Origin of the sequence: Geodermatophilus sp. CPCC 206100 (genome assembly GCF_048569675.1) — a bacterium.
Taxonomy (GTDB): domain Bacteria; phylum Actinomycetota; class Actinomycetes; order Mycobacteriales; family Geodermatophilaceae; genus Geodermatophilus.
Window position 1 is genome coordinate 26,711 of sequence record NZ_JAQISV010000008.1, and the last position, 19,145, is coordinate 45,855.

At 71.7% G+C, this 19,145-nt stretch carries 17 protein-coding genes and 1 pseudogene; 7 read left to right on the forward strand and 11 right to left on the reverse strand.

Translation table 11 applies throughout. From position 1 onward, the window contains the following. Positions 1-10: 10 nt before the first annotated feature. The 5 genes from PGN05_RS04225 to PGN05_RS04245 form a co-directional block, all read right to left on the reverse strand. Complete coding sequence (locus PGN05_RS04225) at positions 11-772, reverse strand: SDR family NAD(P)-dependent oxidoreductase (protein ID WP_419751273.1); 762 nt, start codon at positions 770-772, stop codon at positions 11-13. A 34-nt stretch (positions 773-806) separates the two neighbouring features. Further along, complete coding sequence (locus PGN05_RS04230; RefSeq protein WP_419751274.1) at positions 807-1,853, reverse strand: transketolase family protein; 1,047 nt, start codon at positions 1,851-1,853, stop codon at positions 807-809. Then, a complete protein-coding gene (locus tag PGN05_RS04235; RefSeq protein ID WP_419751275.1) occupies positions 1,850-2,725 on the reverse strand; it encodes a transketolase in 876 nt (291 codons plus the stop codon). The genes PGN05_RS04230 and PGN05_RS04235 overlap by 4 nt, the downstream gene beginning before the upstream one ends. Positions 2,726-2,749: 24 nt before the next feature. Further along, positions 2,750-4,180 (reverse strand): MFS transporter, encoded by a 1,431-nt coding sequence (locus tag PGN05_RS04240; protein ID WP_419751276.1) that lies wholly within the window; start codon positions 4,178-4,180, stop codon positions 2,750-2,752. Between the two features lie 235 nt (positions 4,181-4,415). Then, the gene (locus PGN05_RS04245; RefSeq protein WP_419751277.1) at positions 4,416-5,072 is read right to left on the reverse strand and encodes a GntR family transcriptional regulator; all 657 of its coding nucleotides are present in this window, start codon (positions 5,070-5,072) and stop codon (positions 4,416-4,418) included. Positions 5,073-5,223: 151 nt separating this feature from the next. Between PGN05_RS04245 and PGN05_RS04250 the strand changes: the two genes are divergently transcribed. Next, the gene (locus PGN05_RS04250; protein ID WP_419751278.1) at positions 5,224-5,637 is read left to right on the forward strand and encodes a GlcG/HbpS family heme-binding protein; all 414 of its coding nucleotides are present in this window, start codon (positions 5,224-5,226) and stop codon (positions 5,635-5,637) included. 53 nt (positions 5,638-5,690) lie between these two features. Here the strand turns inward: PGN05_RS04250 and PGN05_RS04255 are convergent. After that, positions 5,691-5,840, reverse strand: a pseudogene (locus PGN05_RS04255) (endonuclease); the annotation flags it as partial. A gap of 19 nt (positions 5,841-5,859) precedes the next feature. Between PGN05_RS04255 and PGN05_RS04260 the strand changes: the two are divergent. Further along, entirely contained in the window at positions 5,860-7,257 is a 1,398-nt protein-coding gene (locus PGN05_RS04260; protein ID WP_419751279.1) for a recombinase family protein, read from the forward strand. A 166-nt stretch (positions 7,258-7,423) separates the two neighbouring features. On the opposite strand, the gene PGN05_RS04265 is transcribed toward PGN05_RS04260, so the two are convergent. The 4 genes from PGN05_RS04265 to PGN05_RS04280 all read right to left on the reverse strand — a co-directional run bounded on the left by PGN05_RS04265 (position 7,424) and on the right by PGN05_RS04280 (position 12,579). After that, positions 7,424-8,011 carry a rolling circle replication-associated protein gene (locus tag PGN05_RS04265; protein ID WP_419751280.1) on the reverse strand — a complete coding sequence of 196 codons (588 nt, stop codon included), beginning with the start codon at positions 8,009-8,011 and terminating at the stop codon, positions 7,424-7,426. Positions 8,012-9,017: 1,006 nt separating this feature from the next. Then, complete coding sequence (locus PGN05_RS04270) at positions 9,018-10,622, reverse strand: PIN domain-containing protein (protein WP_419751281.1); 1,605 nt, start codon at positions 10,620-10,622, stop codon at positions 9,018-9,020. Between the two features lie 77 nt (positions 10,623-10,699). Further along, a complete protein-coding gene (locus tag PGN05_RS04275) occupies positions 10,700-11,245 on the reverse strand; it encodes a hypothetical protein (RefSeq protein ID WP_419751282.1) in 546 nt (181 codons plus the stop codon). Between the two features lie 179 nt (positions 11,246-11,424). After that, a complete protein-coding gene (locus PGN05_RS04280; protein WP_419751283.1) occupies positions 11,425-12,579 on the reverse strand; it encodes an acyl-CoA dehydrogenase family protein in 1,155 nt (384 codons plus the stop codon). A gap of 100 nt (positions 12,580-12,679) precedes the next feature. Between PGN05_RS04280 and PGN05_RS04285 the strand changes: the two genes are divergently transcribed. The 5 genes from PGN05_RS04285 to PGN05_RS04305 all read left to right on the forward strand — a co-directional run bounded on the left by PGN05_RS04285 (position 12,680) and on the right by PGN05_RS04305 (position 18,145). Next, positions 12,680-14,311 carry a glycoside hydrolase family 13 protein gene (locus PGN05_RS04285; RefSeq protein WP_419751284.1) on the forward strand — a complete coding sequence of 544 codons (1,632 nt, stop codon included), beginning with the start codon at positions 12,680-12,682 and terminating at the stop codon, positions 14,309-14,311. A 175-nt stretch (positions 14,312-14,486) separates the two neighbouring features. Further along, on the forward strand, positions 14,487-14,732 hold the full coding sequence (locus tag PGN05_RS04290; protein WP_419751285.1) for a hypothetical protein: 246 nt from the start codon (positions 14,487-14,489) through the stop codon (positions 14,730-14,732). Beyond that, complete coding sequence (locus PGN05_RS04295) at positions 14,729-15,559, forward strand: hypothetical protein (RefSeq protein WP_419751286.1); 831 nt, start codon at positions 14,729-14,731, stop codon at positions 15,557-15,559. The genes PGN05_RS04290 and PGN05_RS04295 overlap by 4 nt, the downstream gene beginning before the upstream one ends. Beyond that, positions 15,559-17,349, forward strand: a complete 1,791-nt coding sequence (locus PGN05_RS04300; protein WP_419751287.1) for a fumarate reductase/succinate dehydrogenase flavoprotein subunit — start codon at positions 15,559-15,561, stop codon at positions 17,347-17,349. The genes PGN05_RS04295 and PGN05_RS04300 overlap by 1 nt, the downstream gene beginning before the upstream one ends. Positions 17,350-17,389: 40 nt before the next feature. Continuing rightward, complete coding sequence (locus tag PGN05_RS04305; protein ID WP_419751288.1) at positions 17,390-18,145, forward strand: succinate dehydrogenase/fumarate reductase iron-sulfur subunit; 756 nt, start codon at positions 17,390-17,392, stop codon at positions 18,143-18,145. On the opposite strand, the gene PGN05_RS04310 is transcribed toward PGN05_RS04305, so the two are convergent. Beyond that, entirely contained in the window at positions 18,146-19,114 is a 969-nt protein-coding gene (locus PGN05_RS04310; protein WP_419751289.1) for an ABC transporter substrate-binding protein, read from the reverse strand. Positions 19,115-19,145 lie beyond the last annotated feature (31 nt).

Genomic DNA, 19,145 nt, shown 5'->3' on the forward strand with positions numbered 1-19,145 from the left:
GGGTGTCTTCTCAGTGGATGTGCGAGCCGCCGTTGACGTCGTAGGTCGCCCCGGTGACGTAGCCGGTCTCCTCGCGGCACAGGTAGGTGATGAGGTCGGCGACGTCGGCGACCCGCCCGTTGCGCCCCACCGGGATGCCGGCGATCAGCTGCTCCTTGCGCTCCCCCTCCAGCGCACCCCCGGTGATGTCGGTGTCGATGAGCCCCGGGGCCACCGCGTTGACCGTCACGCCGCGGGGGCCGAGCTCGCGGGCCAGCGCGCGGGTGAAACCGAGCTCCGCGGCCTTGGCCGCGGAGTAGGCGACACCGCCGAAGACGCCCCCGCCGCGCAGGGCCGACACCGACGACAGGAACACGATGCGGCCGAAGCCGCGCTCGGCCATCCCGGGCGCCAGGCGCCGCGTGACGTTGAAGGCGCCGCGCACGTTGACGGCGAAGACGCGGTCCCACTCCTCGCCGGTGACCTCGAGGAACGGGACCGGCGAGGTGATCCCGGCGTTGTTCACCAGGGCGCCGACCGGGGGCAGCGCGCCGTCGAGGACGGTGAGCGCGTTCTCGACCGACGTCTCGTCGGTGATGTCGCAGCCGATGCCCAGGGCCCGGACGCCGGAGCGCTCCTCCACCTCGGAGGCGGCGTCCTTGGCGCTGGCCTCGTCCAGGTCGAGGACGGCGGTGTGCCAGCCGGCGGCGGCGAGGGCGTGGGCGGTGGCGCGGCCGATGCCGCGCCTGGAGCCGGCGCCGGTGACGACGGCGGTCTTGTCGGAGACGGTCATGGGGTCCTCCAGGGGTGTGCGGGTGGGTGAGGGGTCAGGCGGTGGCCGGGGCGGGCTCGGCGGCCCAGGCGGCGCGGGTGTCGCCGCCCAGCTCGGCCCGCACCCGGCCGACGACGGCGTCGGTGGACAGGCCGTAGCGGTCGTGCAGGGTGGGCAGGGCCCCGGCGGCCAGGAACTCGTCGGGCAGGGCGATGGGCACCAGGCGGGTGCCGGCCCCGGCGAAGGCCAGCGTCGAGGCCACCGCCTCGGCGAGCCCGCCGACGACGGTGTGGTTCTCCAGGGTGACCACGAGCCGGTCGGTGCGGGCCGCCCGCAGGATCGCCTCCGTGTCCAGCGGCTTGATGGTCGGCACGTGGAGGACGGCGACGTCCACGTGGTCGGCCTCGAGCCGCGCCGCCGCCTGCAGCGCCCGCATCGTCATCAGGCCGGTGGAGATGAGGACGACGTCCCGCCCGGTGCGCAGCTCGGCGGCCTTGCCGAGCTCGAAGCGGTAGTCGTACTCGTCGAGCACCGTCGGCACCGCGCCGCGGAGCAGCCGCAGGTAGGTGGGGCCCGGGGCGGCCGCCAGCGCCGGCACGGCCTGCTCGATGTCCACCGAGTCGCAGGGGTCGACGATCGTCAGGCCCGGGCAGCCGCGGAGGATCGCGAGGTCCTCGGTGGCCTGGTGACTGGGGCCGTACCCGGTCGTGAGGCCGGGCAGGGCCCCGACGACGTTGACGTTGAGACCGGGCTCGGCGATGTCGAGGCAGAGGAAGTCGTAGGCCCGCCGGGTGGCGAACACCGAGTAGGTGGACGCGAACGGCACCAGCCCGACCTCCGCCATCCCGGCCGCCGCCCCGAGCAGTGACTGCTCGGCCATGCCCATCTGGAAGAATCGGTCGGGGTGGGCGTCGCGGAACACGTGCATGTCGGTGTACTTGGCCAGGTCGGCCGACAGCCCGACGATCTCGGGCCGCTCCTCGGCCAGCCGGTTGAGCGCGTGGCCGAAGGGAGCGCTGGTGGTGCGCTGCCCGGGGTCGGCGAACGACGCGATCATCGCCGAGGTGGTGAGCTTCTTCTCCCGGGGGGCGGTGCTGGTCATCGGGCCGGTCCTTCCTGCAGCTGGTCGCGGGCGATCTGCCACTCGTGCTCCTCGACCCGCATGAAGTGGGCCTTCTCCCGGCTCTCGAGCAGGGGCACCCCGGAGCCGATGCGGGTGTCGCAGACGAGCACCGAGGGTGAGCCGCGGTGCTCCCGGATCTCGTCGAAGGCGTCGACGAGCTCGCCGACGTCGTTGCCGTCCACGCGCACGGCGTGCCAGCCGAAGGCCCGCCACTTGTCGGTGACCGGCTCGGTGCGCAGCACGCCGGCGGTGGGGCCGTCGGCCTGCAGCGCGTTGACGTCGACGATCGCGGTGACGGCGTCCAGGCCGTGGTGGGCGCAGGCCAGCGCCGCCTCCCAGGTCGAGCCCTCGTCGAGCTCGCCGTCGGAGAGCAGGTTGAACACCCGGGCCCCGTTGCCGAGGTGCCGCAGGCCCAGCGCCATCCCGGTGGCCACCGGCAGCCCGTGGCCGAGCGACCCGCCGGAGATCTCCACACCGGGGGTGTAGGAGGCCATCGCCGACATCGGCAGCCGGGAGTCGTCGGAGCCGTAGGTCTCCAGCTCCTCGAGCGGGATGGTCCCGGCCTCGGCGAGCGCCGCGTAGAGCGCGATCGCGTAGTGGCCGATGGAGAGCAGGAACCGGTCCCGGTCGGGCCAGTGCGGGTCCTCGGGCCGGTACCGGAGCTGGTCGGTGTAGACGGCGGCGAGGACGTCGGCGACGCCGAGCGCCTGCCCGATGTAGCCCTGCCCCTGCACCTCGCCCATGTCGAGGGCGTTGCGGCGGATGCGGTAGGCAGCCTGGCGGATGCGCTCGATCCGCTCCGTCCGGTCGGCCGTGGTGCCGGTCGGCGGTGCCGATGTCAGTGCGGTCATGACGTGGTCTCCTCGGTCGTCGGGTCAGTCGCTGGTCGAGTCGGCCGTCGGCCGGCGGGTGTCCGCCGCGCTGCGGGGCGCGGGCACGTCGCCCGGCGCCTGCGCCCGGATCGAGCGCTCCAGGGCGGCCACGTCCTCGCGCTCGGCCGGGCCCCAGGTCTCCCGGGTCACCAGTGCGGCGACCAGGCCCAGCAGCCCGTAGGCGCTGAAGAGCAGGGCCGGACCGATCCAGCCGTAGCCGGCGTAGAGGGCGGTGGTGATGAGCGGGGTGAAGCCGGAGACGACGGCCGACATCTGGTAGGCCAGCGACGCGCCGGTGGTCCGGGTCTTGGCGGCGAACAGCTCCGAGAACCAGGCGCCCTGCACCCCCGCCAGCGAGTTCTGCAGGACGGCGTAGCTGATGACGAACGCGATGACGATCGCCACCGCGGCCCCGGTGTTGACCACGAGGAACAGCGGGATCCCCCACAGCAGGTGCAGCGCGGTGCCCAGCAGGTACACCGGTCGCCGTCCGACACGGTCGGTGAGCGAGCCCCAGAACGTGGTCGCGACGATGCCGATCCCGGCCGCGATCATCGTCGCGGTGAGGGTCACCGACCGGTCGGCCAGCTCCTCGGCGGCGATGTAGGACAGCATGAACGTGACCGACACCGCGTAGCCGGCGGTCTCGGTGATCCGCAGGCAGAAGGCGCGCAGGATGTTGCGCCAGTCGTCGCGCAGCACCTCGAGCAGCGGGTTCTCGGAGAGCTCACCCTCCTCCTTGAGCTCCTCGAACTCCGGCGACTCCTCGACCTTGAGCCGGATCACGATGCCCACGACGATCAGGACCGCGCTGAGCAGGAACGGCACCCGCCACGCCCACGAGCCGCCCAGCGGGACGCTGGCGAGGAAGGCGAGGTTGGCCAGGAGCAGCCCGACCGGGAAGCCGGCCTGGGTGATGCCGGTGTACAGGCCCTTCTTCCGCCATGGCGCGTGTTCGAAGCACATGAGGATGGCGCCGCCCCACTCGGCGCCGAAGGCCAGGCCCTGCACGACGCGGACGACCACGAGAAGGATCCCGGCCCAGATGCCGACCTGCTCGTAGGTGGGGAGGACGCCGATGAGCACCGTCGCGATGCCCATGAGCAGCAGGGACCCGACGAGGACGGGCTTGCGACCGATCCGGTCGCCGAGGTAACCGCCGATGATCCCGCCGAGCGGGCGCACCGCGAACCCGATGCCGAGCGTGGCGAAGGACAGCAGCGTGCCCGACAGCGGGTCGTCGGCCGGGAAGAAGGCGGTGTTGAAGTACAGCGCGGCCGCGATGCCGAAGCCGATGAAGTCGTAGGTCTCGATGGTCGCCCCGACGGAGCACCCGATCGCGACCTTCTTCTTCGTCGGGGTGCCGTCGATCGGGTGCCACTGGGCGACCTCGACGAGGTGGGTGTTCCGGACGGGGGGTTGCCGATCGGTCATGGTGACCTCCGGGGGCAGTGGACGGGGGATCCAGTGGCCGCTGGCGTTGACTGTTAACAGTCAACTGCTAACGAGTGTGGGGTCGTCCGCGTCACAGTGTCAAGGGTCACCCCGAGGTCGTCCGGAGCCCGCGGTCGAGGCCACGGGGAACGGCCTGCTCAGGCGGACGGCGGGGTGGCGAAGCGGGGACGGACGCCGGCGCGCTCGGGCCGGCGGGCAGTGGAGGGCGGGGCCCTCAGTCCGTCGCGGACCCCTGGGCGAAGTGCTCGGCGGCATCCGACATGTGGTCCTCGACCACCTCGACCGCCGCGGCGGCGTCCCCCCGTTCGACGGCGTCGACGATGGGGGCGTGCCGGTCGTGGGACATCATGGGCGCCTGCCACGCCGAGCCGTTGAGGATCGCCACGCGCATCCGACCCTCCAGCCGCTGCCACGCCTCGACCAGCATGGAGTTGCCCGACAACCGGCAGAGCAGCAGGTGGAAGTCGAGGTCGGCCTCGATGCGGGCGGTCGCGTCGGCCCCCGGGGCGCCGAGCCGTTCCAGCGCCGCCCGCAGCGCGTCGACGGCCGCACGCCGGCGCGGCGAGGCGATGACCTGCCGGACCGCCAGGGCCTCCAGCGCGGCACGGACCTGGAACAGCTCGCGGACCTCGGCGGGCGTCAGCGTGCTGACCCGCAGCATGCCCCGCGCGCCGGCGGTGACCAGCCCCTCTTGCTGGAGGTGGCGGAGCGCCTCACGCACCGTGCCGCGGCTGACCCCGAGGGACGTCGCCAGCTCCACCTCGCCGAGGTGGTCCCCCGGCCGGTACCGGCCGGAGAGGATGGCCGACCGGACCGCCTCGAGGGCACGCTCGCGCAGGGTGCTGCGGTCCAGGTTGACCAGCGGCTCCACGTCCCCACCCCCTCGCCGGGATCCTACCGAGAGGTGTCGACAGGTACGTGACGACAGTCGACAACGGAGCCCGGTGGAGTGAGCTCGGCTCCCCACTGGGACGGTGGGCGCGACAGCGGCCGAGAACGGCCCACGGGAGCGAGGAGCAGGCATGACCGGCATCGGGTACGGGGAGGCGAGCGCAGCGGTGGACGCCGCGCTCCGGCACGCGCAGCAGCTCGGGCTGCGGGTCAGCGTCGCGGTCGTCGACGCCGGCGGCTGGGAGGTCCTGGTCGCCCGCGGCGACGGCACCCCGGTGTTCACCCCCGGCATCGCCCGGGTCAAGGCGGCGACGGCGGTGGCGTTCCGCCGTCCCTCGGCGGAGCTCCGGCAGATGCGGGAGACGCGCCCCGAGGTCCTCGAGGTCGCCGGCCAGCAGCTGCGCTTCCGCCCGACCGACCTGGGCGGCGGCCTCCCGGTGTGGCGGGACGGCGAGGTCGTCGCCGGCGTGGGCGTCAGCGGCGCCACCCCGGAGGAGGACACCGCCTGCGCCGAGGCGGCGATCGCCCTCCTCGCCGGCACCTGACCCCGGGCAGCGGCCCGGCGGGAGGCGCGGAGCGGAGCGTCAGGCGGCGGTCGTCAGGCGGCGGCGAGCAGGCGGGGGCCGAGGTGGATCTCGGTGCCGTCGGGTCGCCAGGTGCGCCATCGCCCGTCGGGTGCTCGGTCGACCCGGAACCTGGAGTGGACCTCGGTGTGGTGCCGCTCGCACAGCAGCGCGGAGTTGCTGACCCTTCACTAATCTGCCCCCATGGCAGGGGTTAGAGCAGCGGCGGTTTACGCGCGTATCAGTAGCGACACCGAGGGCAAGGCCCTCGGTGTCACGCGTCAGTTGGAGGACTGCCGACGTCTGGCCGCGCAGGTGGGCTGGCCGATCGCGCAGGAGTACGTCGACAACGACCTGTCGGCCTACTCCGGCAAGCGCCGCCCGGCCTATCAGCAGATGCTCACCGACCTCGCGGACGGCCTGCGGGACGCGGTGATCTGCTACCACGTTGACCGCCTCACCCGCCGTCCGGTGGAGTTGGAGCAGTTCGTCGCCACGGTGGACGCCGCCGGGGTCCGCAAGGTCCGCTTCGTGTCCGCCGACATGGACCTGGGCACCGGGGACGGACTGCTGATCGGAAGGATCATGGCGGCGGTGGCAGCGAACGAGTCGGCGGCCAAGAGCCGCCGCATGCGCCGCAAGTGGGAGCAGAACGCCGCTCAAGGCGTACCCCACGGTGGCAGCGTCCGCCCGTTCGGCTACGAGGCCGACCGGGTGACCATCCGACCGGACGAGGCCGAGGTGATCCGGCAGCTGGTGGCCCGCTATCTGGCCGGGGAGAGCCTGCGGTCGCTGTGCACCTGGCTCACCGACTCCGGCGTGTCCACGGTGACCGGCCGGGAGTGGCGATCACCGACGCTGCGCGGGCTCCTGCGCTCCGGCCGCATCGCCGGGCTGCGCGAGCACCTGGGCGAAGTCGTCGGCCCCGCGCAGTGGCCCGCGATCATCGATCCGGCCGACCGGGACCGGGTGCTGGCCCGCATGGCCGAGCGCGTGGCCAGCGGACGGCGCACCCCACGCCGCTACGTCCTGTCCGGACTGCTGCGCTGCGGCAAGTGCGGCGGCAAGCTCTACGCCTCCCCGCGCGAGAACTCCCGCCGCTACGTCTGCCTGCGCGGCCCCGACCACGGCGGCTGCGGACGCCTCACCGTCGTCGCCGAGCCCCTCGAGGCGTTCCTGGTCGAAGCCGTGCTGCAGCGGCTCGACGGCCCCGAGTTGGCCGGCGTACTGGCCGGCCGGCACACCGACGCCGCGGCCGCTGACCTGTCCGATGGGCTGGCTGGCGACCAGGAGCAGCTCGACGAGCTCGCGGTGATGTTCGGCAAGCAGGAGATCAGCGCCCGCGAGTGGCGGGCAGCCCGCGAGCCCGTCGAGCGCCGCATGGCCGACCGGCAACGCAAGCTCGCCGCCGTCACCCGAACCGACGCCCTCACCGGCCTACCCGGCAACGGCGGCCCCCTGCGCGACCAGTGGGAGTCACTGAGCCTGTCGCGGCAGGCGGCAATCGTGGCCGCCGTCCTCGACCACGCGGTGATCGAAGCCGGTCAGTCCGGCGCCCGATCGCTGGACCCATCGCGAGTGAGGGCGGTCTGGCGGCTGTGACTCCGATCGGCGGGGCCGTCCCGTCGCATATTTCGGGCGGTACGGGTTCCGGCCACCGGTGGCAGCAGCGCGGCCACCTGAGCAAGCACGTGCGGGTCGCGCACGTGGACAGGGAGGCCCTGTGCGGCGCAGGACGCGCGCAGCCACGCCGCGACGACCTCCGGGCTCATGACCACACCAACTTCGCCGCCGCCGCAGACGGCCCAGCGCGGCGAGGCTCGCCGACCCCCGGCGTCGCAGCCTTAGCGACCGACAACAAGGTCGGTTCGCCAGCCATGGCAGCGTCACCGGCTCGCGCAAGCCGCGCGGCCTCCATCGCGGCGCGGTTGGCCGCTCGCACTTCTCTCACGGTGAGCCCCCATTGGCGCGAGGACGACCAGGTGCGATACCGAGCCGGTGCCCTGCCCCGGGTGACCTCCCCGGTTCGGGTATTCACGACGTCGACCGCCCAGGGCGCCGCCCCGCGCTGGTCGGTGGCCTTCGTGGCGTACTTCGCCGCGTAGTGCGCGTGCCGCTGCGGCGACAGTGGGCTCAGGTCCACCTGACAGCCGAAGCCAGCAGCTAACGCCAACTCCTGAACCTGGCCGCGCGGCAGCGGTTCGGCGGACCACACCAGGATGTGCAGGTGCAGCGCGCCGCGCTTCTGTACCTCGACCACCCGGAAGTACTCGAACGGGCACAGCCGCGAGAGCCCGAGCCGCAGCCGGTTCCACGCGTGACCGGCGGCCGCGTTCCACTCCGCCAGGTCACCCACCCGGCAACCGCAGGGACCACCGCCGCCGGGTCGCCCCGGTATCCACCGGGCGTGCTCGCGCTCGCCTGGCGCGGTCAACGTCAGGAAGGACCCATGCCCCCGGTGCGCCGACGCCGAACGGGACTCTGCTATCCGGACGAGCAGCCGTCGGTATCGCTCGGAGCAGGGCACGCATCGGGAAGCCCGGTGAGCCCGGCAAGGCCAGACAAGTCGACTGTCACAGACGCGACACACGACGAGCAGGGGCGCAGTGCAGTCCAGCCCAGCGACGCCGCCTCCAGGCAGGTAGCCCACGACGCGCAGTCCGCGGACCGCCGCCGGGCAGTCGCAGGTCGACGGCGCCTCGGATGGTTGGACATGACTGCGCGCCGGTTCAGCGGGCCCGGGCACGACTGCGCCCTGGGACGTCGGTCAGCGAGATGAAGCGGCCAAGGCATACGCCAGAGGCTCGCGATAAGCGAGAGGACATGAGGCTTCCAGGGAGACGACGTGGCAACAGATGCGCGTAGTCGCCGCCGGTCGGCCGCCGGTCGGGACGCTCTGTGAAGTCGTCTCGTGGCCGATCCCCGTATTGAAGGCGTTATCCCGGGCGGGGATGCCTCGATGGGCCCCAGGTGCAGTGGACATCCTGGCATGAGCCCCGGTGAAAGCGGAAGAGCCGCAGGCCAGACCCCGTGTTGAGTTAGTGCAGGAGAAGTGTCAAGAGGCGACCCCTCCGGGGTCGCCCACGACGCCCGGCAGGCACGGGGTCGGCCACAGGCCTCGACCCGGGCGCTCCGCACCCTCCAGCCGCGCCCTGCGGTCGACCCCCCGTCCGTCGAGGGCGCCACAGGTGCCGACGCGGCGCACGGGCGCCCTCCGGGCGTCCCTTCGGGCAGACCCGTGCACCACGACGACCCCCGCGGCAAATGCACTCACTACCGCGGGGCCGTGGAGGAACGGAGCCCAAGGACGGCCCAAACTTACGCGCCCATTTTCAGGTCCATAGCGCGCCTGCGGCGCGCTCTCAGTCGTCTCTTGGCTCGTCCTGCGGGCCCGAGTCCAACTCCGGGTCCTGGTCTGGCGTCAGGTTCTCGTCGCCCTGGGGGTCCAGGTCGGCCCCAGAGTCGGTCGACGGTCCGACGTTGATGTTCAGGTAGTCCGTCGTCGGCGTGAACCTGATGTTCTTCAGGTAGTCCGTCGAGGGCGTGAATCTGATGTTCTTCAGGTAGTCCGTCGAGGGCGTGACGTTGATGTTAAGGTAGTCCGTCGGCGTGAACCTGATGTTCTTCAGGTAGTCCGTCGTCGGCGTGAATCTGATGTTCTTCAGGTAGTCCGTCGTCGGCGTGAATCTGATGTTCTTCAGGTAGTCCGTCGAGGGCGTGACGTTGACGTTCAGGTAGTCCGTCGCCGGCGTGAACCTGATGTTCTTCAAGTAGTCCGTCGGTGGCGCGAAGCTGAGGTTCGCAAGGTAATCGGTCGACGGCGTGACATTGACGCCCCGAACCACGCCGCCGCCTAGGCTCTGAGCCTCGGGACGGTTCACAGGTCGATCCGGCTCTTCGGTCGTTTCTACGGGCTCATCCGGCGCAGCGGAAATGCGACTAATCTCGCCGCCTATTGGCCGATCGTACCGCTCCAGCTGCATGATACCTACGAAGATAAGGGGCTTGGTCAGCAGATAGACCCCTCCGGAGGAACCCAGCACGCGCCTCATATGGGCGTCCTCCGCGAGGTCCACGCCCTCAGGAGTCGAGAGAACAATCTCCCCGTCCGCGACAAACGAGAATTCCGCAACCGCTTCGTCCTGACCGACACCCCCTCTGATGGTGTACTCGATCGAACGGATAGGACCCACCGACCGCAAGAAGTTCGATGCGGCGCCGTGTGGAAGCGCGCATGCGTCCGCGTCGAGCGGCGCATGTAGTACCCCGTCCAGCAGCGACGCCATGTAAAGCCGGACCGTCTCATCTTTCAATTCTCCGCGAAGATCACGCAGATCCGCATCGTCGGCCGAACGCTCCGCCAATTCCAGAACTACATCGCCGAGGACGCTGGTCAAACTGACGCGCTCTTCTGCCGAGATGCCGCTGAGGTCCTCAAGGAGATGAGCATGAAACCCCATTTTCTCGTCGTCCATAAAGTCTGAATCACTGGTGACGAGAATCAGTTTTTCGTCGGGATTGTCCACAGCAAGAGCAAGAGCAGTAAGCCACACAAGCGTATCCCGGTAACCATCACCCTTGTCATCGCAAGGACGCCTTCGGGTGACCGATCGAGCGACGACGTCCATATGTGGTACAGAAGGCGCCCCGAGCACCTTAACGCCAGCCGCCGTCAACGAGTCGGTCAAGTGCGTTCGATAGTCATCAATTCTGCGTTGCATCGATTCGCGTAGAACGTCGGCCTCGGACTGCGCCCCAATCCTGCCCCAAGACCTGGTCATTTTCTCAAGGCCATCCAGTATTCCGACGACACTCCGTTCATACCCGGCCACGGCCTCGGCAACGGCTATCTCGCTGGTCACAAGCTTGAGAGACCAAGACTCCGGGGCGTGGGCTAGGACTTGCCATACAACGCCGGTGCACATCGGGTCTTGCATCAAGATGTTGGCGTCGAGAAACACGATCACACTGGTCAGTCTCCTGTACGTCGGCGGTGTGCGCCCAGCAGGTTGCTGCGCTGCTGAGGGGTGGTCCTAGCGATTGGTCAGGTTCCCCAGGTTCGTCTCGCCGCCGTTGATCCACTCCAGCAGGTGGTGGACGTCGCAGAAGTGCGTGGGCGCCGTGCAGCCGGCGAAGACACAGCCGCGGTCCCGACCACCTGGCGCAGTGCCCGGTGGGGCCGGGTGGCGGCCACCTCGGCCAGCACCGCGTCCACCTCTCCGAGGTCGACGCCCTGCTCCGCCGCGGCCGCCCGCCGCTCCAGGGTCACCACCGGCACCACCGCGGCCACCTGCTCGGCAGTGACCTGCCCGGCGGCGAACGCCCGAGCCACCGCCGGCAGCTGCTCCAGCACCCGCCCGGCCCGCACCACCCGGCCGGCCTCGGCCGCGGACAACCGGGCGTGCCCGCGCAGCCAGGACCGCATCGTCGTCAGCCCGTCGCGCTCCGCGGCCCGCCGGACGTCCGCGGCCCGCCGGACGTCCGCGGCCCGCACCGTGCGGGCCAGCTCCGCCTCGATCCGGTTCCGCGCGGCCACCAGCGCCCGCAGTCCGGTCCAGCAGCTCCCCGTCCCCCAACCCGGCCAGGTCACCGCCCGCGAGGGCATCCAGCACCGACGACAACCCGTCCACGACACCTCCCAGCAGCTTCGATCACGTGTTCGAAGTCCACCGCGAAGCCCGGCCACCCACCCCCCTAGTCCGCAGCTCAGAGAGCTGTCCCCAGTTCACGACAACCCTTTGACACCGCACGACGAGCTCCCCTCGGAGCTCAGCGGCGGCCGGGACCGGAGCGGGCGATGACCTGGGCGGCGATGACGTTCCGCTGGATCTCGTTGGTGCCCTCCCCGACGATCATCAGCGGCGCGTCCCGGTAGTAGCGCTCCACGTCGTACTCGGTGGAGTAGCCGTAGCCGCCGTGCACCCGCAGCGCGTCGAGGGTGACCTGCGCGGCGACCTCGGAGGCGAACAGCTTCGCCATGCCGGCTTCGAGGTCGCTGCGCTCGCCGGAGTCGAACCGCTCCGCCGCGTCCAGGAGCACCAGCCGGGCCGCGTGCACCTTGGTGGCCATGTCGGCGATGAGGTGGCCGACCGCCTGGTGCTGCCAGATCGGCCGGCCGAACGACTCCCGCTCCTGGCTGTAGCGGACGGCGTCGTCCAGGGCTGCCTGGGCCACCCCCACGGCGCGGGCCGCGACCTGGACCCGGCCGACCTCCAGGCCCGACATCATCTGCGCCCAGCCCCGCCCGGGCTCGCCACCGAGGACGGCGGAGGCCGGCACGCGCAGCCCGTCGAACGCCACCTCGCAGGCCTCCACCCCGCGGTAGCCGAGCTTGGGCAGCTTCGCCGAGACGGTCAGCCCCGGGCCCGGCTCGACGAGCAGCACGCTCATCCCGGCGTGGCGGGGCTGCGCCTCGGGGTCGGTCTTGCACAGCAGCGCGAAGAGGCCGGCGTGCTGGGCGTTGGAGATCCAGGTCTTGGCGCCGGTGACCACCAGGTCGTCGCCGTCGCGGCGGGCCACGGTCCGCATGGCCTGCAGGTCGCTGCCGCCGCCGGGCTCGGTGAGCGCCATCGTCGCGCGCAGCGAGCCGTCGGCCATGCCGGGCAGGTGGCGGGCCCGCTGCTCGTCGGTGCCGAAGCGGGTCAGGAGGTACGCGACGACCGAGTGGCCGCCGATCGCGCCGGCCAGGCTCATCCAGCCGCGGGCGAGCTCGGCACTGACCGCCGCGAACGTCGGGGTGCTCACCGCGGTACCGCCGTGCTCCTCGGGGACGAGCATCCCGAAGCAGCCCAGCTCCTTCATCGCGTCGATGAGCGGTCCGGGGTAGACGTCGTCCCGCTCGAACTCCCGGACGCGGGGTCGGACCTGCTCGTCGACGAACGCACCGACGGCGTCGACGAGGTCCTGGTCGGGCGCGACTGCCATGAGGTCCACTCCCCGGGTTGTCGATGTTCGCCATCAGAACCGGCGACTTTCGTGATCCATGACACACGCGACGTGCCGACGGACTGCCGATAGTGCCCACATGGCACGTCGCCTCTCCACCGCGAGGACCTCGACCCAGCGCCGGTTCGCCCTCGCCCCCACCCCGTCACCGTGGTGGCGGAACGCCGTGGTGTACCAGGTGTACCTCCGCTCGTTCGCCGACAGCGACGGCGACGGCATCGGCGACCTCGCCGGGCTGCGCAGCAAGCTGCCCTACCTGGCCTGGCTGGGGGTGGACGCGATCTGGATCAACCCGCACTACCCCTCCGGGGGTGCCGACGGCGGCTACGACGTCGTCGACTACCGCGCGGTCGACCCGGAGTACGGCGACGTCAGCGACCTCGAGGCGCTGGTGGAGGACGCCCGCCAGGTGGGCCTGCGGGTGCTGCTGGACGTCGTCCCCAACCACACCTCCGACCAGCACCCGTGGTTCCGGACGGCGCTGGCCGACCCCGACTCCCCCGAGGCCGCCCGGTACCACTTCGCGCCGCCGTCGGAGGAGCCGCCGAACAACTGGCAGTCGCTGTTCGGCGGGCCGGCCTGGTCGCGGACGCCGGACGGCCGCTGGTTCCTGCACCTGTTCGCCCCCGAGCAGCCCGACCTCAACTGGCGTGACCCGGCCGTCGCCGCCGACTTCGAGCGCACCCTGCGGTTCTGGCTGGACCGCGGCGTCGCCGGCTTCCGCGTCGACGTGGCCTACGGCCTGTACAAGGACGCCGCCCTGCGCGACAACCCCGGCTTCTACGCCCCCACCCTGTTCGGGCACGGCCCCGAGCAGGCCATGACGTGGAACCAGCCCGAGGTGCACGACGTCTGGCGGCGCTGGCGCGAGATCTGCGACGAGTACCCCGACACCATGCTCGTCGGCGAGGTCTGCCTGGCCGACCTGGACGAGGTGGCGCTGTACTCGCGGCCCGACGAGATGCACCAGGCGCTGTCGTTCCGGCTGCTCAAGTCGGCCTGGGACACCGGCTCGTTCGCCGAGGCGATCTCCAGCGCGCTCGACGCCTACGGGCGGGTCGGCGCCCCGGTGTCCTGGGTGCTCGGCAACCACGACAAGGAGCGCCAGGTCAGCCGCTTCGGCGGCGGGCCGCTGGGCGCCGCCCGCGCCCGGGCCGCCGCGCTGCTCATGCTGGCCCTGCCGGGCTCGGCCTACCTCTACGCCGGCGACGAGCTGGGCCTGCCGCAGGCCACCGTGCCCGACGAGGCGAAGAAGGACCCGATCTTCCTCCGCAGCGGCGGCGCCCGGACCGGCCGCGACGGCTGCCGGATCCCGATGCCCTGGAACTCCTCCCCCGGCGTCGGCTTCTCCCCGGACGGCGCGGCCGAGCCGTGGCTGCCCGTCCCCGCGGAGTGGCGGTCCTACGCGGTCGCCCACCAGGCCGAGCACGACGGCTCGATGCTGAACCTGCACCGGCGCGCGCTGGCCCTGCGCAAGGCGCACCCGGCGTTCAGCACCGGCGAGGCGACGGTCAGCACGCAGGGCGACGTCCTGACCGTGCGCTCCGTCGGGACGGAGGAGACCGTGCGCTGCGTGGTCAACATGGGCGCCGAGACCGTGCTGGTCCGCTGCCGCGGCACGGTCCTGCTGGCCTCCACCGCGCACGTCCGCCACTCGGCCCGCAGCGTCGCGCTGCCCCCGAACACCGCCGTCTGGCTCGTCGAGCACTGATCGGCGGCACGTACTCCGCCGGCGACGGCGGGCTCGTCCCCGACCGGCGCCGCCCCGGGACGGCGCCGGTCGGGACCCCTTCCCCTGGGGCCACCGTCCGTGGTCGACTGCGCCCCTCGCCGTGCCGACGGCGGAGGACCAGCATCTGGGGGCAGGAATGTCTTTGGAGCAGGACGTGGCGGCGGCTCGCCGGGCCGTCGACGCACTCGAGCAGGCCTGCGGCCCGCTCGCCCGACACTTCGGGGACACCGTGGACTCGCGCCGGCTCAAGGTCGACGTCGCCCGGCTGCGGGACGACCTCAACCTGCTGTGCGGCAGCGCCCGCGGGGTCGAGGTGTTCGGGGACCGGACGTACGCCCCGGTCACGTGGGACGACGGCTACGACGGTGAAGTGAGCGCACCGGGCCGCACGCTCCGGTGACGGCCACCGCGCCCCGCGGGACCGGAGCGGTCACCCCGGGTGGAGGGAACGGGGCTCACCCCCCGCGCCGCGCGGCGATCGCGGCCCGCACCCTGCGCACCGACCGCTGGTGGGTCCAGCCGCTGCTGACCGTCCTCGCGCTGCTCGCGTTCATCGCCTACTCGTCGTTCCGGGCGTTCCAGAACGCGTACTACTTCTCCGAGCCCTACATCTCGCCGTTCTACTCGCCCTGCCTCACCACGGCCTGCGAGGGCGACACCTTCCCGGAGCTGTTCACCGGGCCCGCCTGGATCTCCCCGGCGATCTACATCCTCGTCTTCCCGCTGGGCATCCGGATGACCTGCTACTACTACCGCAAGGCGTACTACCGGTCGTTCTGGCTCTCCCCGCCGGCCTGCGCGGTCGCCGAGCCGCACCGGCGCTACACCGGGGAGTCCCGGCTGCCGCTGCTGGGCCAGAACGTGCACCGCTACTTCCTCTACGCGGCCCTGGTCATCAACGTCATCCTGTTCTACGACGCCGTCCTGGCCTTCCGCGACGAGACCGGGGCGTGGGGCCACATGGGTCTCGGGACGCTGATCCTGCTGGCCAACGCGACGCTGCTGGCCCTCTACTCGCTGTCCTGCCACTCCTGCCGGCACATCGTCGGCGGGCGGCTGAACTCCTTCTCGAAGCACCCGCTGCGCTACCGGTTCTGGACGGTCGTCTCGCGGCTGAACGGCCGGCACATGCAGTTCGCGTGGGCCTCGCTGGTCAGCGTGGCGCTCGCCGACCTCTACGTCTTCCTCCTGGCCACCGGCACGATCTCCGACCTGAGGTTCTTCTGATGCAGCTGGAGCGGCACGACTACGACGTCGTCGTCGTGGGCGCCGGCGGCGCGGGCCTGCGGGCCGCGATCGCCGCCTCCGAGCAGGGCGCGCGCACCGCGGTGGTGTGCAAGTCCCTGCTCGGCAAGGCGCACACGGTCATGGCCGAGGGCGGCATCGCCGCGGCCATGGGCAACGCCTACCCGGAGGACAACTGGCGGGTGCACTTCCGGGACACCATGCGCGGCGGGAAGATGCTCAACCACTGGCGCATGGCCCAGCTGCACGCGCAGGAGGCGCCCGACCGGGTCCGCGAGCTCGAGGACTGGGGCGCGCTGTTCGACCGCACCCCCGACGGCCTGATCAGCCAGCGCGACTTCGGCGGCCACCGGTTCGCCCGGCTGGCGCACGTCGGCGACCGGACCGGGCTGGAGCTCATCCGCACCCTGCAGCAGCGGACCGTCGCCCTCGGCATCGACGTCTTCATGGAGTGCACCGTCACCCGGCTGCTCACCGACGCCGAGGGGATCACCGGGGCGTTCGGCTACTGGCGGGAGTCGGGGCGGTTCGTCGCCTGGCAGGCACCGTCGGTGGTGCTGGCCACCGGCGGCATCGGCAAGGCCTACAAGGTCACCTCGAACTCCTGGGAGTACACCGGGGACGGGCACTCGCTGGCGCTCCAGGCCGGGGCGGCGCTGGTGAACATGGAGTTCGTCCAGTTCCACCCGACCGGCATGGTGTGGCCGCCGTCGGTGCGCGGGATCCTGGTCACCGAGAGCGTCCGCGGCGACGGCGGCATCCTGCGCAACTCGGCCGGCAACCGGTTCATGTTCGACTACATCCCCGACTTCTTCCGCAAGGAGACGGCGGAGACCGAGGACGAGGCCGACCGCTGGTACACCGACAAGAAGAACAACCGGCGGCCACCGGAGCTGCTCCCCCGCGACGAGGTCGCCCGGGCCATCAACAGCGAGGTCAAGGCCGGCCGCGGCTCCCCGCACGGCGGCGTCTTCCTCGACATCGCCACGCGGCGGGACGCCGAGTACATCCGCAAGCGGCTGCCCTCGATGTACCACCAGTTCAAGGAGCTGGCCGACGTCGACATCACCGCCGAGCCGATGGAGGTCGGGCCGACCTGCCACTACGTGATGGGCGGGGTCGAGGTGGACCCCGACACCGAGGCCGCCCGCGTCCCGGGCCTGTTCGCCGCCGGCGAGGTCGCGGGCGGCATGCACGGGTCCAACCGGCTGGGCGGCAACTCGCTGTCGGACCTGCTGGTGTTCGGCCGGCGCGCCGGCGTGGCCGCCAGCGAGCACGCGCGCAAGCGGGTGGGCCTCGCCGTCCTCACCGACGAGGCGCTGGCCGACGCCGGGCAGGCCGCGCTGGCACCGTTCGAGCGCGAGGGCGGCGAGAACCCCTACACCGTGCAGCAGGAGCTGCAGCAGACGATGCACGACCTGGTCGGCATCATCCGGACGGCGCCGGAGATGGAGCGGGCGCTGGAGCGGATCGCCGCGCTCAAGGAACGGGTGGCCGCGCTGTCGGTGGAGGGCCACCGGCAGTACAACCCCGGCTGGCACCTGGCGCTGGACCTGCCGCACATGCTGCTGGTGAGCGAGTGCATCGCCCGGGCCGCCCTCGAGCGGGAGGAGAGCCGGGGCGGGCACACCCGCGACGACTTCCCCGCGGCCGACGACGAGTGGGCGCGCACCAACCTGGTCTGCACCCGGACGGCGGACGGCGGGATCGCGGTGGCGCGGCAGCCGCTGCCGCAGATGCCGCCCGAGCTCGCCGAGGTCTTCGAGTCGTGAGCCGCGGGGTCGGAAGCCGAGCCGGGAGCAGGGAGCGGGGATGAGCTACGACGCGACGTTCCGGGTGTGGCGCGGGGATGCCTCCGGCGGCGACCTGCAGGACTTCACGGTGCAGGTCAACGAGGGCGAGGTCGTCCTCGACATCATCCACCGGCTGCAGGCGACCCAGGCCGGCGACCTCGCCGTCCGGTGGAACTGCAAGGCGGGCAAGTGCGGGTCCTGCAGCGCGGAGATCAACGGCCGCCCGCGGCTGATGTGCCTGACCCGGATGAGCACCTTCGCCGAGGACGAGACCGTCACCGTCACCCCGCTGCGGACCTTCCCGGTGATCCGCGACCTGGTCACCGACGTGTCGTTCAACTACGAGAAGGCCGCGCAGATCCCGGCGTTCACCCCGCGGCCGCGCGACCCCGACGGCAACCACCGGATGCAGCAGGTCGACGTCGAGCGGCCGCAGGAGTTCCGCAAGTGCATCGAGTGCTGGCTATGCCAGGACACCTGCCACGTCATCCGCGACCACGAGAGCAACAAGGCCGCCTTCGCCGGGCCCCGGTTCCTCATCCGGCTGGCCGAGCTGGACATGCACCCGCTGGACGTCGTCGACCGCCGGGACGCCGCGCAGGACGAGTTCGGCCTCGGCTACTGCAACATCACCAAGTGCTGCTCGGAGGTGTGCCCGGAGGGCATCCACCTCACCGACAACGGCATCATCCCGCTCAAGGAGCGGGTGGCCGACCGGCGCTTCGACCCGGTCACCTGGCTGGGCTCACGGATCCGGCGCCGCCCCCGCGAGTGATCAGGGCAGGAGCTGGTCCAGGTCGGGCTCCTCCGAGAGGGTGCCGTACTCGGCGGCCTTGGCCCCGAGCAGCTCGAGGGCCTCGCGGCTGAACTCGGTGCGGAAGGTCGGGATGACGATGCGCTCGAGCACCGCCGGCTCGATCTCGGTGTAGGTGCCGGTGATGCGCCGGACCTCCTCCGGGTTCTCCTGGGAGAACTCCAACGACCGGTTCATGGCCCGCTGGAACGCCTCGACCAGCTCCGGGTCCTCCTGCAGCAGCTGGTCGGACGTGAAGACGCAGGAGATGTCGAGCTCGGGGTGGAAGTCCGAGAAGTTGTACGACAGGACCCGCGCGCCGGCGTCCACGGCCTCGGTCAGGAACGGGTCGAGGATCCAGGCGGCGTCCACCTGCCCGGTGTCCAGCGCGCTGGGCGCGTCCGGGAAGGGGATCTCGACGAACTCGACCGCGTCGGGGTCCCCGCCGGCCTCCTCGACGACCGACCGGATCGTGGTGTCCCCGATGTTGTTGAGCGTGTTCACCGAGACGGTGGCGCCCGCCAGGTCGGCCATCGACTGGATCGGCGAGTCGCCGCGCACCACCACGGCGCCGAAGTCGGGGTCGCCGGCGGTGGAGTTGGCGTTGGTGATGCAGCGCAGGGGCAGTCCCTCGTCCACGGCGATCATCGTGGACAGGACGTTGCCGCGGCCGAACTGGTACTCGCCGGAGACGACGCTCGGCACGACGACCGCGCCACCGGCCGCGCTCTCGATGGTGAGCTCGATGCCCTCCTCCTCGAAGAACCCCTGGTCGACACCGAGGTAGAGGGGTGCGGAGTCGACGATCGGCTGGGTGCCGATCGTGACGGGGGTCAGCCCGCCCTCCTCGGCGCCACCCCCGCTCCCGGCGTCGTCCGACCCGCCACAGGCGGCGAGGGCGAGCAGTGCGGCGACACCGGCTGCGGCGGCGCGGGACCTGGGTCCGGTCACGGATCCACTCCTTCGGGGAACGGCGGGGCGG

What these genes read in the sequence shown, in the direction of transcription:
- PGN05_RS04260 (WP_419751279.1), top strand. Translation starts at nt 5,860, where the DNA reads ATGGCAGGGGTTAGAGCAGCGGCGGTTTACGCGCGTATCAGTAGCGAC.
- PGN05_RS04300 (WP_419751287.1), top strand. Translation starts at nt 15,559, where the DNA reads ATGCAGCTGGAGCGGCACGACTACGACGTCGTCGTCGTGGGCGCCGGC.
- PGN05_RS04230 (WP_419751274.1), bottom strand. Translation starts at nt 1,853, where the DNA reads ATGACCAGCACCGCCCCCCGGGAGAAGAAGCTCACCACCTCGGCGATG.
- PGN05_RS04250 (WP_419751278.1), top strand. Translation starts at nt 5,224, where the DNA reads ATGACCGGCATCGGGTACGGGGAGGCGAGCGCAGCGGTGGACGCCGCG.
- PGN05_RS04305 (WP_419751288.1), top strand. Translation starts at nt 17,390, where the DNA reads ATGAGCTACGACGCGACGTTCCGGGTGTGGCGCGGGGATGCCTCCGGC.
- PGN05_RS04285 (WP_419751284.1), top strand. Translation starts at nt 12,680, where the DNA reads ATGGCACGTCGCCTCTCCACCGCGAGGACCTCGACCCAGCGCCGGTTC.
- PGN05_RS04235 (WP_419751275.1), bottom strand. Translation starts at nt 2,725, where the DNA reads ATGACCGCACTGACATCGGCACCGCCGACCGGCACCACGGCCGACCGG.
- PGN05_RS04225 (WP_419751273.1), bottom strand. Translation starts at nt 772, where the DNA reads ATGACCGTCTCCGACAAGACCGCCGTCGTCACCGGCGCCGGCTCCAGG.
- PGN05_RS04280 (WP_419751283.1), bottom strand. Translation starts at nt 12,579, where the DNA reads ATGGCAGTCGCGCCCGACCAGGACCTCGTCGACGCCGTCGGTGCGTTC.
- PGN05_RS04240 (WP_419751276.1), bottom strand. Translation starts at nt 4,180, where the DNA reads ATGACCGATCGGCAACCCCCCGTCCGGAACACCCACCTCGTCGAGGTC.